The sequence below is a fragment of the uncultured Arcticibacterium sp. genome (genome assembly GCF_964021845.1).
Lineage (GTDB): Bacteria > Bacteroidota > Bacteroidia > Cytophagales > Spirosomataceae > Arcticibacterium.
In genome coordinates, this window is record NZ_CAXHZC010000004.1 from 137,390 (window position 1) to 156,368 (window position 18,979).

An 18,979-nucleotide genomic window follows, 5' to 3' on the forward strand; every position below is an offset into this window, starting at 1 on the left:
GATCTATATATTCTCTTTATTAGTCAAATCAAATGCTTTATTAATAATATTGGTTTGTCCCTGCTGGTGATATTTGGTATATCCAGTAGCTGGGGATGCACTTTTCTTTCTCGCTATTAAATCGGAGATTCCAATTTCTGGGAATTCACGAAGAATAAACGACCAAGCACCCATGTTTTGAGGTTCTTCTTGAACCCAAATCGTTTGTACTTTTTCAGGATAACTAGCCAATAACTCTGTTACCTGATGCTTAGGGAAAGGATGAAGTTGCTCTACACGAAGTATAGCCACATCCTTTCTCTTATCTGCTTGCTGCTTTTCTAATAAGTCAAAGTAAATTTTACCAGAGCATAATAATACTCTTTTCACCTTTTTAGGGTCAGCGTAATCATCACCATAAGTCTCTTTAAACTTAGTACCAGGTAAGAACTCTTCCATTTTAGAAATAGCTCCCGGATGACGAAGCATCGATTTTGGAGACATATGCACACATGGCTTCCTGAAAGGAAGTGCCAACTGTCTTCTTAACATATGGAAGAAGTTGGCAGGCGTAGTACATGCACATACATACATGTTATACTCCGCAGCTAACTGTAAAAACCTTTCTGGTCTAGCATTTGAGTGCTCTGGCCCTTGTCCTTCATAACCATGAGGTAAAAGAAGTACCAAACCATTCTGAGTTTTCCACTTAGATTCCGCTGCCGAAATAAATTGGTCAATCATGGTTTGTGCACCATTAGCAAAATCACCAAACTGAGCTTCCCAAATTACCAATGCATTAGGATTAGCCAGTGCATAACCGTATTCAAAACCCATTACAGCATATTCAGACAGAAGCGAGTTGTAAAGCTCTATTTTTCCTTGTCCTTCTTTGATGTGTTCTAGGTTGCTGTATGTTTCGTTGGTGACGGTGTCATGTAAGACAGCATGCCTGTGTGAGAATGTGCCTCTTTGTACATCCTGCCCTGTCATTCTTAACCATTTGGCGTCATTCAAGATCGAACCAAAAGCCATTAGTTCGGCTGCCGCCCAATTGAATTCTTTTTCTCCCGCAAAAATGCTTTCCCTTTCAGCAAGCACTTTCGTGATTTGTTTAATGGCCTTAAAACCTTTGGGTATATTTGATAATGCCTTACCTATGAGGGCTATGGCATCTTTATCAATTCCAGTTTCAGGAGAAACTAAGAAGTCTTCCTTTTTAGACTTACGAAGCTCCTGCCAATCTCTCTCAAGTTTTGGCACTTCATAAGGCAATTGTCTTTGTTTAACTTTTGCAAGTAACTCTTGAAGATTGCTATCAAAGGAAGCTTTTAATTGCTTGGCTAAACCAATGTTATCTTCCCCTTGGTCTTTAAGTTTTTGCAAATAGACATCACGAGGATTCTTATGCTTATTGATGTATTTATACATGGCAGGCTGCGTGAACTTAGGTTCGTCAGCCTCGTTATGACCGTATTTACGGTAACATATCATGTCAATAAATACATCTTTATTAAATTCCTGTCTAAATTCAATAGCCAATTGCATGGCATAAACCACTGCTTCTGGGTCATCTCCATTTACATGGAAAATAGGTGTGTCTAATATTTTAGCTACATCAGAACAGTAAAGGCTTGAGCGAGCGTCGTCATTGTCCGTAGTAAAACCTACTTGGTTATTGATAATGAAATGTATGGCACCGCCTACGTAATAACCAGGTAGGTTTGACATTTGGGCTATTTCATAAGCAATACCTTGCCCCGCTAAAGATGCGTCACCATGTATAATGATTGGCAAAATCTTATCATAAATATCATCAAAGTCATTAATCTTTCTACCATGACTTTCATAATGTCCATCTGCTCTAGCTCTCGCATAGCCTAGAACTACAGGGTCTACAGCCTCAAGGTGAGAAGGGTTTGACATTAGTTTAAGACTAACTCTTTTTCCTGCAGGTGTAAGAACCTGAGAGGTATAGCCCATATGATACTTTACATCACCATCGCTATACTCTTCTTCTTCAATGTTTTCTTCAAATTCATTGAAAATTTGCTCATAAGGTTTTTGCATAATGTTGGTTAAAACATTAAGTCTACCTCTGTGAGCCATACCTATAACTACTTCTTCTACGCCTAATTCAGCACCTTTTAAAATGGCTGCGTCTAAACCAGGGATGGTAGACTCGCCACCTTCTATAGAAAAACGTTTCTTTCCAAGGTATTTAGTATGTAGGAAATTTTCAAAAGCCGCAGCTTCATTTAGTTTCTTTAAAATTCTTTTCTGTTGTTCTGCCGAAGGTTTGAAGTCGATGTATTCTCCTTCAATCTTTCTTCTAAACCAGCCTTTAATTTTTCTATCTCTTATATATTGGTATTCAAAACCGATAGGTCCAAGATAGACTTTTCTTAGCTTGTCGTTAATTTCTCTTAAAGTAGCAGGTCGGCCTAACACCTCTATTCCTGCTTCAAAAATAGTGTCTAAGTCAGCCTCAGAAAGTTTAAAGTCTTCTAAGTCTAAACTTGGATTGTGTTTTCGTTCTGGCCAAAGAGGATTGATTTTAGCAGCCATATGGCCACGGGCTCTAATCCCTCTGATAAGATGAACTACTTCGATTTCTTTTCGGACGTGTTCATTTGATTTGTCTGTTCCGGTATTGGTAGTACCGTTGCTTTTCCAGGTTTCGGAAAACTCAAAACCTTTAAAGAAATTACGCCAGCTTTCATCTACTGATTCAGGATTTTCTTTGAACTGCTCATAGAGTGATTCTATAGCTGAGACGTCTGCATTTGCCAAGTAAGAGTACTGGTCCATTTAATTTTTTATAATGCTTAAAGCTCTGATAAGATAGGAAAGGCAAAGTTAAAATTTGCTTTTAAAACGAAGTAACAATAAGCCTTTTTTCTCTGCGAATTATACCTAATTATTTATTTAGGTCAAGGTATTACCACTTTTTGTTAATTATAGTACAGTTATTTTTGGTCAAATTGTATTATTCTGATTGTTTTTTGCTAGAAGGAATTCAATAAAGGAGTTTCTTCATGAAAACCAAAGACATCATATCTGAACATGAGCTGAATTAAACCATTAGAATTTATAAAGCCTGTATTGGAAGTGAACAATCTCAAAGGTTTCGGGTCATAGGAGATACCAACGGTCGCGGTTTCTGCTATTCTTAATTCAGCAGAGCTGATGGTATTCAAGCCTTTACTGTCTCTAAATCTTAAACTTGCACCAAGTGCTAGTTTCTCTGCAAGCCATAATTTTGGATTGACGTGAAAGAAGTTTGCGTTTTCGTATTTAAGGTCGAGCCCTGCTAGCGTACTGATATTCAGGTTAACGTTCTGTGCTAATTTTAAGCGATAGCCAAGCATTAGATTTATAGGCTGATAAACTGCAGTAAAGAAGTTGCTCTTAGCATATAATGTAGGGCTGGAGATACTCAGAAAACCATTTTCCGAGAAAGCAGCAAAACCTAATCCAAAGAAAGGGCTAAGCTGCTGGGTGAAATTTTGAGACCCCACGAGATTAGGAGATACGGTAAAGCCACCATTTAAACCTATTTTAAGTTTGGCAGCATCGGTGTTAATGGTATAGGCATAAGATAGACCTAAGCCGCTGCTAGTATTTCCTGTGATTGAATTTCTATACCCCTGAAAACCTAATGAACTTTTGCTAGTGCCTAGTTTTCCTTCTAGCGAAACGATTTGAGAAATTAAGTTTGGCCTAAAGTTGCCGCTAAATTGATTCCCAAGCATAGCTGTTACCCCAACATTCCCTCTTTCTCCGGCAAATGCAGGATTTATGGCAAGGAAATTAAATTGGTACTGGTCTGCTAAGCCAAATTGTGAGAAGGCTGTTTGCGAGAAAAGTAAAAAAAGAAAGAGTATTTTTTTCATGTGATTGTTTCAAAATCAAACCTAACAAAATTAGGTCAAATATGATGCTATGAAAACAAAAAAGCCGCCAGCGGTTAGCGGGCGGCTTTAGAAATAATATTTTAATTATTGCATTTGAATAATTTCAAATTCTGTTCTTCTGTTTGCTTGGTGCTGAGCTTCAGAGCATTTTACCCCATCTACACATCCATTAGTGATTCTAGACTCGCCATAACCGGCATAAGTAACTCTATTTCTACTAACGCCTCTTTTGAATAGATACTCTGCAGATTCTTTAGCTCTTCCTTCAGATAGTTTCTGATTAAAAGCTTTTGGGCTTCTGCTATCTGTATGTGAAGAAAGTTCAATTTTCATTCCAGGATATTCACGCATCAGTTTGACTAATTTGTCAATTCCCTCACGAGCGTCGGCTCTTATGTCGCATTTTCCATAATTGAAGTAAATGTTTTCAATAGCTACAATATCTCCAGAACCAAACATCATGATGTCTGCTGTTACCCCGCCATTGGCACAACTTAGTTTTGAAACTGTTTTTCCATGAGAGGCTAGGTCTGCCTTTGTTCCACTTAAGGTGTAGTCACAACCTTCGGCAACTATGAATTCATAGTACCCAGAATCGTCGGTATACGCCGTTTGAGTACTTCCGTCACATTCGTTTCTTAAGGTAACTAAAACGCCATCAACAGGGTTACTAGTATTTTGCATTAACACACGACCTCTAATGGTACAAGAAGTGTTATTTGAAAAACCGCTTTCAGAAAGTCCACTTTCGGGACCTTGCAAACCACCCGATTGACCTGAATTGTTGCCAGCTAGAGCGTCTTTGTCAGTAGGAGTAGTCATTGGGATTTCTAAGCGAGTAGGCTCTCCGTCACACTCATCAGTAGTTAGGCTTATAATATTCGGATTGTAACCATCTCTACTTGCAGAGAAAGTAAATTCAGTATTGCTATCTAGATTTTCTAATGTTAGACTTCCATCTTCATTGGTGATTCCTTCTTGAATGTTGCCTTTGGCATCAGTATATTCTATAACTACATTATCAAGAGGCATTTTAGTTTCGGCATCATATGCTGCAATAATTAAATCGCAATTTTGTTGAAGTTCACATTCTCTTTCAAATTTGTAAATATCGTCATCATCGCCACCTCTTTTTCTATTAGAACTGAAGTAACCTGATTTTCTCAAGCCATCAGTTAACATTCCAAAATCATCTTGGCTAGAATTAATTGGTGTTCCTAAGTTTTCAGGAGTAGTTAAAGCTTCTGTAGCATTAAGTTTAACAAAGAAAATATCTAATCCACCAAGTCCTGGAAGTCCTTCTGACGAGAAATATAGGTCGCCATTTTCATCAATGTAAGGGAACATTTCATTACCCTTTGTGTTAATTTGTGGTCCTAAATTTATAGGTTGAGACCAGTTTCCATTGTCAATTTTTGCAGCATAAATATCAGTTCCACCAAACCCACCTGGCATATCAGAAGCAAAGAAAAGATAATCTTCTTCTGGAGATAAGGTAGGGTGACCAGTAGAGTACTCACTGCTATTAAATGGAAGCTCTGCTATATCTGTCCAGCTATTTTTGTCAGCATTAGCAATGTATAATTTTAGTTTGTTAATACCATCTGAACTCTTTTCTGCTTTCCCTTTTACAAAGTTGTTTCGAGTGAAAATTACGCGTTGCCCATCTTTGAAAAAGGCTGAAGGACCTTCGTGATACTTAGAGTTGATATCGCCATCAAATCTTTCAGAGTCAGTTTCTGGACTGTCGCCATAACCATGACCCAAAGAAATACCTCTTCCAAAAGAGCCTAAGGTTTCCGAATCATTGGCTGTTGGTGCTGTATATTCGTCAGAGCCTACCAGGCCTACTCCCTTTTTCTTTTTAGTTTTTGAACTACTTGTTTCTTCTGAAGAGCTTCCTCCCAAACCTGCTGCTGAAGAGCTTCCGCCCAATGCTGCTAAATCTTCTAAAAAGAATAAATCAAGGAAAGGTGTTTCGCTCCATTGAAATACTCTGCTAACTCCGGCTGTATTTTGTCTGTTTGAAACGAAAACCAGCCCATTTCTGAAATAAGAAGGGCTAAAGTCTGACGCCGTTGTATTTATAGAGAGATAATCTACATTGTAGCAGTCTGCGTTTTTAGAAAGTACAGATACGTCACTGTATAGCTTAGAAAACTCCTCACCTCTAGGGTCATTTGAAGCTTTGTCATTGTAAATATTATAAATGTTTTGCGACTCTTGATATTTACCATTGCTGGCAAGTACCTGTGCATATTTTAAATATACTACTGGATCTGCGTTAACATCTGCATCACCATTAAAAAGCTCATTGAAGACCCTTTCGGCATTTGCATTATCTTTTAATTTGCAGTAACTATCTGCAAGCTTTATTCTGGCAAGCTTAGCATTTTCTGGGTCAATACCTTTTTTAGTCAAAGCTTGTTCATAAGCTTCAATGGCTTTGACGAAAGATAAATTGTCATAATGATGTTCGGCCATTTTTAGCAGTGACTGCTGTGCTATGGCGGACATTGTGACTACTAAGCCTAGCATCACCAAAAGGGTAGTTTTTTTGATTCTGGCTATCATGATTATTTTATTTATAAACCAAATTAATGGTCAGTTTTTTATGTAATAGTGTGATTAGAAATAACGCGGTGTAAGAATTTTGTTCTTACTATACCCAAATTCATAACGTAGCAAGCCTTCATGGGTAGGAGTACCAGTTAGTTTGTCTTTAAAGTTTTCGCTAGAGCTATTATTGTTCAACCTAGTCATGTTATAGTCATAAGAATATCCTAACCTTAACTGTGGAGTAAGTTGCAATTCGAATATTCCGACAAGTGCGTCCATAACGTCTTGACCAGAGAGGGTAGCTTGCGATTTTCTTGCAGAGAAACCAACAGCAATTTTATCTCTAAACCAAAAGTTGATATTGCCATCAATTCCTAAAGGAGCACCTTTAGTATACCTAAGCATGGTAGATGGTTTTATTTTTACGTTTCCTTTTCCTAACACAAAACCCATCATCATGAAGTAATGCCTTCTTTGCTTACTTTCGTATGTCTCACCGTTTTGAACATAAGATGAGAGCTGGTTTTCTATAATCTTAGGTACCGAAACTCCTATGTAACCACGGTCTGTACTTAAGAATAAACCAAGACCAGCATTTGGAAACATTTTGTTGATATCGTTAGAGCCATCAAATACATTATCACCAGAGGTTACATTGGCAACACTTGAGAGGTTATTGCTGACATAATCAAGGCCTAGTTGCACACCCAAGGCTAATGTGGTTTTTGTTCCCACTTTAAGGCGGTAGGCGTACGGGATATTAACTCCAGTGGTTCTGCTAACTCCGATAGCATCAGTATAGGCCATTAATCCTAATCCCATCTTTTCATTTTTGATAGGCATATCAAGGGTGAAAGAATAGGTAGTGGGCGAACCATTGACACCAATCCACTGATATCTTCCGAGAGCAGTTAGGCTTAACACATCTCTACTTCCTGCGTAGGAGGGATTGATGGCCAATGTGTTAAACATGTACTGTGAGTACATAACTTCCTGCTGGGCATTTGACTGTAGTGCTGATAAAATACCAACTAGCAGTAACGCCATCTTTCCAGTAAATAATTTTAAACCTCTCATTTTTTATTATTCTATAGATTCAAGTTTTGAAATCAGTATGCTTCTGATTGTCAATGTTTTCTAATTTTTAAACTATTTGTTCAAAGTCTCTTTATGAGACGTATGAAATTCAATTTGTCACTTATTCTTTACTTCCTCCTGCTATGGTTAGGAAGTTGTAATAAGCCTTACCATCAAACAATTCACTATTGCTACTCTCTGCACTAAAGAAGTATGTACCGTCTGGTAGTTTTGTTTCTTGCTTAGTTGGTCTAATACCTGTGTTTGCTGTACCATTCCAGCCGTCCGTTGCACCAGGGAAGAGTAACTTGTAGTTAGCTGTTTCAAAAACAAGCTCACCCCATCTGTTATAAACTCTTAGTGCTACTTCGTCCTCTTCTGTAATTCCAGTAATCACAAGGTTATCATTGACACCATCGTCATTTGGAGATATACCACCAGGAATAGAGAATGCTAAATTAGTAGGGTTATTACTTTGTCCTCCTTCAAGTACTAAGGCTGTAGGTACGTTATTATTTCCAGGATTACCATCATTATCAGTGTCTGGGTCAAGTCCTTCTGTAGACATGTCTGTTACTGTACCAGCACTATTATCTCCAGAACCATAAATAGTATTATTATAGGTAGCAGAGGTTGAACTGTTGTTTCTAACCTTAACCTTAAAGGTCAGTGTATCACTAGCTCCGGCAGCCAATGTACTGTTGCTGATATTTAAGAAAGTTAATTCTGTAACTCCATCAAAGGCAGGATTAAGTTCAAGTGTACTGTTTCCATTCAATGTAGGGTTACCTACTGGAGTAAAGTCTGTACTGTCTCCAAAAACTGTTGATAGAGAATCAGTCAGTTGCACATTAAATAATTCCTCATCACCATAGTTTTTAACTACCACGGTGTATGTGATTTGATAGCTACCATCTACTATTGAAACCGTGTCGCTAATTGATTTTGAAATACCTAATGGTGTTACATTATTTGGTAAGTCAGGGAATACAATAGGAGTAGGGTCACTATTATTTGCAGGGGTACCATCTGCATCTGGGTCAGGATTATTTCCAACAGCTGATAAGTCATCTGTTGAAGTTCCGTTTTGGAAACCTATTGCCAATGCCATATTCTCATGATTCGTAGAGCTTGTTTGTGACAAGTCAAGACGAGCTAATAATGATAGACTCTTCGTGGTTTTAACCGGAAGTGTACTCAAGCTGTCTACTAACATGTTGATCAAGATGCCTTTACCCGTGAAGTCAGGATTGACTACAAAGCCTTCGGATACATCAAATATGTTTACGCTGTCAATCATGACATCGCTGCCGAAGGTTTCAGCCAAGTTATCTTGAACTTGAACACCTGTGAAATCAAGTATACCGTAGTTTTTAACATTGAATTTAAATACTACATCATAAATGTTTTCAGATACCTCTACTATACTGACCATCTCTTTAGATAATCCAATTATGTCGTCTGGTAGATTATTAAAGTTAAGTACAGTTGGATTGTCACCATCTGGTGATGGATTAGTTCCGTCGTTTGAAACATCAGAGATGATTTCATCGTCGCTGGCGTTTGCAGCCACAGTTATATTCTTACGGAATGGACCATTAAAGCTGTTAAGCGTAAGGTTCACAGTCCATCTTACGGTATCTACTTTGTTTGGAGCCAAGGTACTTGCACTAGTAAGCATACAAGTGTTGGTTTCGCCATCATAGTTAACATCTAATGCAAGGCTACTATTAAGTCCTAGGCTCGGTGCGTTTTTCAATGTTACTACCGATGGTGATTGGAAATCACTTGCCAATGTATCACAAAGACTTATGTTAGTAAGATTTACATTACCACAGTTTGAAATAAGAGCTGTATAAGTAATGTCAAAAGAACCATCTTCTAGTTTAGTAGTATCAGAAACATATAGAGCTACACCTAGACATGGATCCTGCGTAGATTGTGTATTGTCAGGGTTTTTAAGGTCAAGCATTGTAGGTTCGCTGCCTGGTGCATCTGGATTATAACCTGTGTTAGATACATCTACCACGGTTTCTGTACCACCTCCATCAAGAGTTCCTGTGCCTTGTGCTATCGCCTGATTTATAAATTCTTCTACGTCATTTGCTAAAATATTGACTTTAAAGACTATGGTGTCTGTTACTCCTAAACCTAATGTACTGCTAGGCAGTGTAAGTTCTGGGTTTGCGTTTCCATCAAAGTTAGTATTGATAACTAAGCCACTTCCAGCATTCACTGTTGGGGTGCCTAATACTGCGTAAGAAGCAGGTGGGGCATAAGTTTTACTTAATGTATCACTTACCACTACGTTCTCTAATGGAATAGCACCATTGTTTTTAACTAAAGCTTGGTATGTTACATTCAATGAACCGTCAAGCTCACTTAGTGTATCTATGATGGCTAAAGCAAGTCCGATACTCGGTGTTTTGTATAGTCTAACCACTGTTGGGTCTCCACTAGGAGCCTCAATGATTAAGCCGTCATTTGACACATCAGTTACATCAACGTCAAGGTTGAAGATAGTTTTACCTGAACCAGTGGCAAGAGCATTGATGCTGTATGGACCTTCGGTACCGTTTGGTACTAAGTTAACCATCCATGTTACTGTATCAGTTAAGCCACCTTCAAGTGCACTTGTTATATCTAATAATTCAACATCTGAACTTCCATCGTAATTAGGATTAGGCACTAAGGCACTTCCAGCGTTTACAGTAGGCTGCTGAATTACTGTATAGGTAGCAGGGCTACCAAACATACTGTTCAAGTTAGTTTTAAGGCGAACCTTTGATAAGTCAACAACATTATCGCAGTTCTGAATAAGAGCAGTGAATAGTATGTTGTAAGTTCCATCGCTTTGTCTTAGGGTATCAGCGTTTAATGCTGTTGCAATACATACTTGTTGGCAAGTAGCACATTCAATATCAAAGTGACTTGAATTGTTACTTAGAATTGGGTCGTTTTGGTCAAGACCATTAATGTTTGCAACATTTGATAAGATACCAGACTCTGTGATTTCAGCCGTATAAATGAATGTTCTAGAAGTTCCTGAAGGGATACTGTCAATAGTAGTAGTTAAATTACCATTAGCTAGTGTTAATCCAGGTGTTGAACTCACAATGTCAATTCCTGCTGGAATTATATTTTCAATCTCTACTTTGGTAGCGGTGTTTGGCCCATTGTTAGTTACTGTAATAGTGTATGTTACTTCGTCTCCTAATGATATCGCAGACTCACTACCTACTATTAATATTCCTACTTCAGCATCTACAGTTTGAACATCACAATCTTCTATGATGACTTTAATTTGAGAGGGGTTGCTGTAGCAGCCAAGTTCGGACCTTTCAAATACATAATAGTCTCCAGTTGGCATTGTTGAAACATTACCAAGCATAGGTGAGTCAGAAGTTATTCCAGTATGGAATTCGAAAGTTCCATTTACAGTACTTGGCGAACTTAATACATGGTCGTTTAAGTCTACCGTTGTAGCTGGACAAGTGTTATTAGCTAGGTCATTGACGGTTGGCCCGGTTACACCAGACATATTAGTTACTTCCATGATTTCTGAGCTCAATGAGCTACATCCATCAGCATTAATAAGTTTAACTGTATAGTTTCCAGGTGTTCCTACTTTTATTGATTTGGTAGATTTGCCATTGCTCCATAAGTATCCTGCTGCTGTTTCATTTGCTTCAAGAGTTACAGAGTCTCCTTCACAAATGATTGGTGACTTGTCTGTATCAATGGTAGGTATTGTATCAATACCATTAATATCAATAGTAACTGATGAGGTGGCTGCGGTACAAGCTCCTTCTCCGTCTGGGTCATTTGTGGTTAATGTAAGTGTAACAGAACCATTACTAACATCTGAAGCACTATAGAAATACTCGGTAGTTGGGTTCATTGCATTTCCAAAAGTACCAGTTCCAGATGTAGTCCATGTGCTAGTTTGGGCTGAGCCTCCTATGCTACCTGTTAAGGTATAAGAGTCGTCAGATAGACAAACCGTAGCATCTGTTCCTGCTGAAGCAGTTGCTGGATTGATTTGACAATCTACAGGTGACTCACAGGCTATAATACCTACATCAATTTGTGCACCTGCACTATAACATCCATTGCCACCATTTTCAAATACATAGAAAGTACCACTTGTGGCAATTGCCGTAGCATTAGAAACTTCAGCAGAGTTTGGAGAGTTCTCCGTTCTGAATACAAAGCTTCCTCCTGATGTATTTATGGTGCTAGTGATAGCATCGTTAAGGTTTACAGTTTCTACCGGACACACATTTGAAAGTGTAGTTACGGTAGGAGGGGTTATACTATTGTTGCTAACACCTACTGTTATTACGTTAGATTCTTCACTTTGACATGTGCTGCCTTTACAGAAAGCAGAGTAACTTGTCATAGTAGTAGGAGAAACATTTATTACTGAACCAGTTTCGCCTGTGTTCCATACTACTGTTCCTACACAACCAGCAGCTTCTAAAGTAGTAGACGCTCCTAAACATATTTGAGTGTTTTCACACTTAAGCTGTGGAGGGAATGGGTTACCTACATTAATAGTGGCTGGAGCCGAAATTTCACTTTCACAAGTTCCAATCCAACATGAAGCAGTATACACAGTAGTTACTGAAGGGCTTACTGTGATAGATTCGCCAGTAGAACCGTCGCTCCATAAAACAGTACCCTCACATCCTAAACCATTAAGTGTAATTGATTCGCCTGGGCAAATTCTTGATGCACTACAGCTGATTACAGGTGAAGTAGGAGTAGTGTTTAATATTTCAATGATAATTGCATTGGAAGCATCAGAAAGACAGCTGCCTTCTTCGCAGTTGGCTGTGTATGTTGTTTCAAAAACTGGTGAGACTGTTATCTCGTTTCCTGTTTGACCATCTGACCATCTCACTATTCCATTACAGTTAGTTGCAGTAAGTGTAATACTAGAGCCAGAACAAACCACTGTACCACTTGAAGTGATATTTGGAGAGTCAATGTCACCAATAGTGATGTTTAATGTATTTGAATTTCCACTTACACAGGTTCCCGTAGAACATGTAGCCGTGAAAGAAGTATTCGCTGAAATATTTACGGTTATAGATTCACCTGACTGACCATTTGACCAGTTCACGGTGCCATTACAGCCTGCTGCAGTTAATGTTATGTCTGTATTTTCACATACTTGTGAAGAAGATGTTGCAATAACTGGGGCTTGACCAGTACCGACATTAATATCAATAGAAGCTTCTCCCGAGCAATTTCCTGAACCACAAGTTACGGTATAAGTAGTGTTAGCCGTAGGGCTTACAGATATTGAGCCCGTAGTAGCTCCTGTGCTCCATAAAATAGCTGCAGAACAATTGGCAACTGTTAAAGTAGTGCTCTCTCCGGTACATATCTCTGAAGATGATGCTGAAACTGTTGGGTTAAGTCCCGTACCTACATTAACTGTTTCAAAGGCTGTTCCTGAGCAAGAGCTAGAACCACAAGTGACAGAATAAGTAGTAGTGGCTGTAGGCGAAGCGGTGATGCTAGCAGTAGTAGCTCCTGTGCTCCATATTACATTGCCGGTACAGTTAGTGACAGATAGAGTTACCTCATCACCAGAACAAATATTGTTTGAAGAAGCGGTAATAACAGGAGATTGTCCAGCTCCCACTTCTATAGTGACAGTTCCTGAGGCATTACTAGAACATGTACCCACGGTACATGAAGCTGAATAAGTACTGGTGGTGCTTGGAGTTACGTTAATGCTTGCTCCGGTCATACCGTTGCTCCAATTTACATTTCCATTACAGCCATTGGCAGTTAAGGTAACTAGTTCACCAGAACAAATGTTAGTATTGCTTGCTACCACTGTTGGCGTAGAAGGAGCACTTACTACAATTGTTATTAAATTAGACTCTTGACTAACGCAGGTGTTTACTCTACATATGGCAGTATAGTTAGTGATAGAGCTAGGGCTTACTTCTACAGAAGCTCCCATAGAACCATCAGACCATTCTACAGTTCCGGTACATCCCGCAGCAGTTAAAGTAGTGCTTTGACCATTGCAAATAGCCATGTTGGTTGCGGAAATAATAGGGGTAAGTGGATTACATGCTGGGGTAACAGTAATGTCCACAGTATCTTCATCATCTTCATCTATTCCAGAAGCAGGATTTGAATCTGGATCGCTTTGGTCGGCGGCTGTAATTTCGGCCCTGTTAGAAACAGTGCCACTTTCAGCAGTTACATTAGCTCTTATAGAGAATTGTAAGGTTTGCCCAACGCCGATTACATCAAAATTGGCTTTAATTAAGTTATCATTTACAGAAATGCTACTAGCTCCAGAAGATGAGACATGAGCTAACCCTGCTGGTAAAACGTCTGTAACCTCTACATTAGTAGCGGCATCAGGACCGTTATTTGTTACCCTAATGCTATAACTTATTTCATCTCCTTGAGATGGACTGTTATTACTAACAAGCTTTTGAAGACTCAAGTCTGCAATAGGGTCGTCAGATATAACTCTAATAATTTCATCATCATCATCATCCTCGTTTGCGGTTAAGCCATTGCCAGGAGTAGAGTCTAAGTCTACTTGGTCTGCACTCATGACTTCTGCTACGTTAATGATAGTTCCAGTACCTATAACTCTAGTAGCGTATCTTAAAAAGATAGTTTGGTTAACAGCAATGCTAGGTATAGATGCTGTCAAAGTTCCTGCAGCATTTGCTAAATCACTACTTGATACAAATTCAAGCCCCTCTGGTAGAATGTCTTGTACTGTAACGTTAGTAGCAGCATCAGGGCCACTGTTTGAAACTCTAATAGTATAATTTACAATATCATTTACAGATACTACTCTATTATCAGCTACTTTAATTAAGTCTAAGTCAACGAATTGCTCACAAGATTTTTGAACAATCTCTGCCACAGCAGGATTACTGTAACATCCAGCTCCTGATTTTTCAAATAAATAATAATTTCCTTCGCCAACGGCGTCTGTATTGGTCATGAGCGGTGAACTAGGCAATGGGCCTGAATGCCACTCAAATACACCACCAGGGGTGGTGATTCCATTAATTATAAGGTCATCAAGATTGATGGTTTCGCTACCGCATACTTCAATTACATTAAAGCATGATGGGTTTGAAGGTCTAGCATTCACCACTAATGCTACTGGTACTCTTGGGTTTACACAAGAGGATGGAGCCGTAGCTAATTCTGCATAATACGTTGTGGTGGTGGTTGGGTAAATTAAATGTTGTTCTCCACTTTGTGTTGTGAAAATGGATGAGCCACCCGCTGAGCTATAATACCAATTTATATCGCTAGCGTTAGTTGTAGAAGCCACCAAAAAGGTAGAATCTCCTACACAGATATTGTCAAGAGCTACTTCAATGGTCGAGATTTCGCTACAGATTTCGTTAATATAGATACCTGCATCAACGTCATTGTTATTGCGAGCTTTATTTCCTAATGGGAATGAAGTGTCAATGTTTACAATAGGACTTAACCCAGTGGCGTCAACGTCACTATCCGTATCGTCAGTACTTATGTCACTTGGGGAGTAAGCATAACTTCCTAGTGCATTAAATTGAATTTGATAATCTCCTGTAAGTAGGCTGTCAAAAAGATAAAGACCATCCCCATTGGTATATGCACTATCTAAAACAGTTCCAATGTCATCCAAAAGAACAACCTGAATATTGGCTATTGGACTTTCACCAAAATCTTGAACGCCATTTTTATTTTCATCTTGCCATACGTAATCTCCGATAGAGCCGTAAGGGCCTTCTTCTAGAATTACTGGGCAGCAGCCATTAGCTGGGCAAATTGTATTACTAGTTTCAAAAGTATAGGCACCTACACTGAAAATACTCAATGTACTATCCGGATTTATGCTAGCACCTGCTGTGTTATTATCAACCTCTATACCATCCTTAAACCACCTAATTCCTACACCGCTATTAAAAGGTGCAGGAATACTAATTTCATATGCTTCTCCTGGATACCACGTGAGAGGTATCGTAAAGCAGGCATTGCTCATGTCGTCTTCAAACAAGGAACTATTACCCGGACTAGAGTCAATGTCATTTTGGTCGGCAGCTATAATTTCAGCCACACTGAAGTAAATACCTTGAGCTACAGTTTCGGCACTAATGTCTAGTTTAATAGAATCACCCGCTGCAAGGGAAGCAATAGTCCAATCTATAAGACCATTAGTTGCATTATAATTAGCTACGCCACCAGCTTCTGGAGTCAAATTTATATTAGCTAATGCCCCAAAAGGAGTTTGGTCGTGCACCGTAATCCCTGTGGCATTAGTAGCTCCTTCGTTTTTGACATAAATTGTATAATTGATGTTTTCCCCAAGCATGGGAGATGATTTGTCAATAGTTTGCGTTAAAGCAATATCAATGTCTTGTCCAAATAGGCTTGAGGCAGAGAGGGTTAAGAATATGATCAAGGAGGTCATTAGTCTCAACGAACTACCTCTAAGTGATAGTGAAGTTATCATATTATTTGAAATTTTGCACGAGTTGAAGTGATTGAAAGCAAGGTTCTTCGGATTTTCATGAGTAAGGATAGTTTTTTCGATGGCAGTAGTATTTTTTTGGCTTAAAGAAGCAGGATCTTTTAAACTCGTTGAACTATGAATAGGAGAAGACATATTTTCACCTTGAACAAGCGGAAATCCAAGACCGAAAATAGCTTTACTATTTTTAACCTTGGAGGCTTTTGAATACATCGGAAAACTTCCGGTATCCTTTCTAGTTTTTAAAGTAAACATTGGTGTCATCTGCAATCAGATTTTGTTCAAGAAAAAAAATAAAAATTGATTTTAACCAATTTTTCAAACAGATCTTTCCCGAACGAGTAATAAAGGAACGAAAATTATGCCACAAGAATGAACTGGTTAAACTATTCACAGAGGCCTCCTTCTGGATTTCTGTAATAGTCTCATTTTCAATAGATTCTATTGTGGTCCCTTCTTTTTGCTCAAATTGGTTGAAATCTCCTCTTTTAGCCATTTTTTTATAGGAATCGCTAGAAAGGAGTAGTACTAAAATTGTGCCAAAAGAAGATTCCATTCTGGTTTACAGATTGGTTTAGCTTCTAAATAAAAATAAGGGAGCCTTAAAATTAGGTGTTTTTTTTATTAAAAATCGTGTCCTAAAGAGATGTAAAGTTTACCCTTACTAAACTCTTTATTTTCTAATCCGAAGGCATAGTCGGCCTTTACGAAAAAGCCTAATAGCGTGGTTCTTATCCCTCCGCCGTATCCAGAAAGGAACGGGTTCTTAAAGTTAGTCACAACGGCGTAAAAAGGGCTGTTATCACTAGGGAGTTTTGAGCCCCCGACAATCTGTGTATTTAAACTGTTTTGACGACTCCAAGGTCCCTTGTCACCGTTCCAAGCAGTTCCTATATCATTGAAAAGAACCAGTTGTAGGTTTCTTATCATGCTGGAGGTTACTGTGTTTTTGGAGAAGTATCCGGCTAAAGACAACCTAAGTTCTAGGTTAATTAATATGTGTTTTGAACCGTATAATTTTGCAAAATCAAATCCTCTAAGATTTCCTGCATAGTTATAAAAAACAATGTCTTTTAAGTCTCCTGAAGTTCCGCTTGTTTGGCTATTATTGTTAAAAATATCTCTGTTTATGGTGTTTTCCATGCCACCAAGGAACGTATATTTTGGGCTCATTCCGTATGAATTCCCAAAGTTAAACCTTCCCGCAAACTGAATTCCTGATGTGATGTTTTGATAATGGCGGAGGTCTATGTTAAGACCGTTAAAGTTTTCGTCTGGATTAGAGAATGCAAGGTTTTTTTGATAGGAAACTTTGGCACGGGTTCCAGAGAGAAAACCATCGCCTAATGATTTTTTGGTGTTATCATAGACTACTTCTGCCTTTAAACCGGCATATGAGTTTTTCTTAATTTCGTTTGCTACTTCGTAGTAGTCAATGTCATTATTAAAAAATACGGATGGTAGTAGATTGACTTTTAAGTTTTGACTTAATGGGTAACTAATTGTTCCCATAAGTTTGTGAAGAAGTATTCTCCTACTAAGGGTCTCTGTTCTTAAAGCTAAATTAAGAGGGTTGAGTATATAAAATTGTTTTTCTGCCCGTGAATCTAGGAATACAGAACGTCTTTCAAATGTTAAACCCCAGTCTACTCTTTTTTCATAATTAAAGTAGCTTGCTTTTATGTCATGATTTTTTACGGTAGGGGTAATGAAAAGGTTAAAGTCAATTACATGGTTTTCTAATAAGTCATTTAATGTTAAGCCCGCGTTTAAACCAATACGGCGAACGGGGTCATTGTAGATATCTGTTTTAAGCTCTTGAGCTAAAAGTAAGTTTTGATAAGCCTTAGGGGCGGAGATCTTTAATTCTTCTGTAGCTCTTGAAAGTCTACTTCTATTAAAAGTGCTTGTTTGCTCTGGAAGCACGTCACTCAATAAATCTTTAGATTTAAGAATGTTATCTTCTTCAAATTCGTAATATTCGGTATCGACCTCGTTGTCTTTTAGATTTTTTAATTTGGGAACTTGATTAGCTAATTTACTAAAGTTCGGTTTTTGATCTTCAGGCGAAGATACGGCAATGTTCTTTGTCTCAGGAGTAGCTCCATTCGTTAGGTAATAGGCTTTCCATTGTTCTAAAAATCTATTAAAAGAAATCCCTAAGGTGCTAGTTATGCTACTTTGCTCCGCTCTAATTATTCTGGTAAGATTAAGTATGTTAGAGATATTGTCTCTGCCATATCTTTCTGCTATATAATGCCAAATGGATTGTCCAATAATCTCGGCATCTTCTGAGTTAAGATGATTTAATTTCTTACCATCGTTTTTTAAAATGGTCTCTTTCACTTTGGCTATGTCTTCGGTGGTCATGCCGTCTTTAGCAATATAGGCTCCTATTCCAGCCATGTACCATTCTGGAACAGTTAGAAGCAATGAACTTTGTAATACTTCTTTCAAGGAACCTCCAAAGAGCATGTCATAAACAAAAAGGCCTGAGATTTCTTCTACCAGTTGAGTTTTGAAAATGCTATCATTTCCTGTGTAAGGAATTTCAATTCGAGATCTTGAAAGATTTAGAATACCGCCATCGTATTCTATGGGCGTGGTTAATCCTATATTACTCTGCTCCATTTGGCGAGGAGTGTTGTAGAGGAAAATTTTCATGGTGGTAAAAGGCGTGTAACCAAGAATGTCAGTTATCTTTTGGTACTCCTTTTCCGCTATTTTGGCGGCTTTCATCGCAATGTCTTGCCCGCCGCGATAATAATTAAATTCAAAGTTGTTACTATTGATAGTTTTCCAATCCAACTTACGGAGTTGGATTCTATTTCTGCCAAAGGTTTCTTGAGTGACGGAATAGTACCCTTGTGAAACGGCCGTCAAACTCCCTAAAAGTAGAAGTAGTGTAAAAACTTTTTTCATAGTA

General features: G+C 38.4%; 7 protein-coding genes. All 7 read right to left on the reverse strand.

Translation table 11 applies throughout. The annotated features are described in order from the left end of the window. Positions 1–3 precede the first annotated feature (3 nt). Entirely contained in the window at positions 4–2,790 is a 2,787-nt protein-coding gene (locus AADJ06_RS12905; RefSeq protein ID WP_341226878.1) for a 2-oxoglutarate dehydrogenase E1 component, read from the reverse strand. A 197-nt stretch (positions 2,791–2,987) separates the two neighbouring features. Then, positions 2,988–3,875 (reverse strand): type IX secretion system membrane protein PorP/SprF, encoded by an 888-nt coding sequence (locus tag AADJ06_RS12910; protein ID WP_341226879.1) that lies wholly within the window; start codon positions 3,873–3,875, stop codon positions 2,988–2,990. Positions 3,876–3,980: 105 nt separating this feature from the next. Beyond that, positions 3,981–6,470 (reverse strand): carboxypeptidase regulatory-like domain-containing protein, encoded by a 2,490-nt coding sequence (locus AADJ06_RS12915; protein WP_341226880.1) that lies wholly within the window; start codon positions 6,468–6,470, stop codon positions 3,981–3,983. A 54-nt stretch (positions 6,471–6,524) separates the two neighbouring features. Next, entirely contained in the window at positions 6,525–7,532 is a 1,008-nt protein-coding gene (locus AADJ06_RS12920) for a type IX secretion system membrane protein PorP/SprF (protein WP_341226881.1), read from the reverse strand. Positions 7,533–7,653: 121 nt separating this feature from the next. Then, a complete protein-coding gene (locus tag AADJ06_RS12925; RefSeq protein ID WP_341226882.1) occupies positions 7,654–16,035 on the reverse strand; it encodes an SdrD B-like domain-containing protein in 8,382 nt (2,793 codons plus the stop codon). A 253-nt stretch (positions 16,036–16,288) separates the two neighbouring features. Then, positions 16,289–16,609, reverse strand: coding sequence for a hypothetical protein (locus AADJ06_RS12930; RefSeq protein WP_341226883.1), 321 nt, complete (start codon positions 16,607–16,609; stop codon positions 16,289–16,291). A 68-nt stretch (positions 16,610–16,677) separates the two neighbouring features. Then, entirely contained in the window at positions 16,678–18,975 is a 2,298-nt protein-coding gene (locus AADJ06_RS12935; protein ID WP_341226884.1) for a hypothetical protein, read from the reverse strand. Between the last annotated feature and the right edge of the window lie 4 nt (positions 18,976–18,979).

Excerpts from the sequence above, each read along its gene's own strand:
- AADJ06_RS12910 (WP_341226879.1), bottom strand. The coding sequence starts at position 3,875 with ATGAAAAAAATACTCTTTCTTTTTTTACTTTTCTCGCAAACAGCCTTC.
- AADJ06_RS12925 (WP_341226882.1), bottom strand. The coding sequence starts at position 16,035 with ATGATAACTTCACTATCACTTAGAGGTAGTTCGTTGAGACTAATGACC.
- AADJ06_RS12920 (WP_341226881.1), bottom strand. The coding sequence starts at position 7,532 with ATGAGAGGTTTAAAATTATTTACTGGAAAGATGGCGTTACTGCTAGTT.
- AADJ06_RS12915 (WP_341226880.1), bottom strand. The coding sequence starts at position 6,470 with ATGATAGCCAGAATCAAAAAAACTACCCTTTTGGTGATGCTAGGCTTA.
- AADJ06_RS12905 (WP_341226878.1), bottom strand. The coding sequence starts at position 2,790 with ATGGACCAGTACTCTTACTTGGCAAATGCAGACGTCTCAGCTATAGAA.
- AADJ06_RS12935 (WP_341226884.1), bottom strand. The coding sequence starts at position 18,975 with ATGAAAAAAGTTTTTACACTACTTCTACTTTTAGGGAGTTTGACGGCC.
- AADJ06_RS12930 (WP_341226883.1), bottom strand. The coding sequence starts at position 16,609 with ATGGAATCTTCTTTTGGCACAATTTTAGTACTACTCCTTTCTAGCGAT.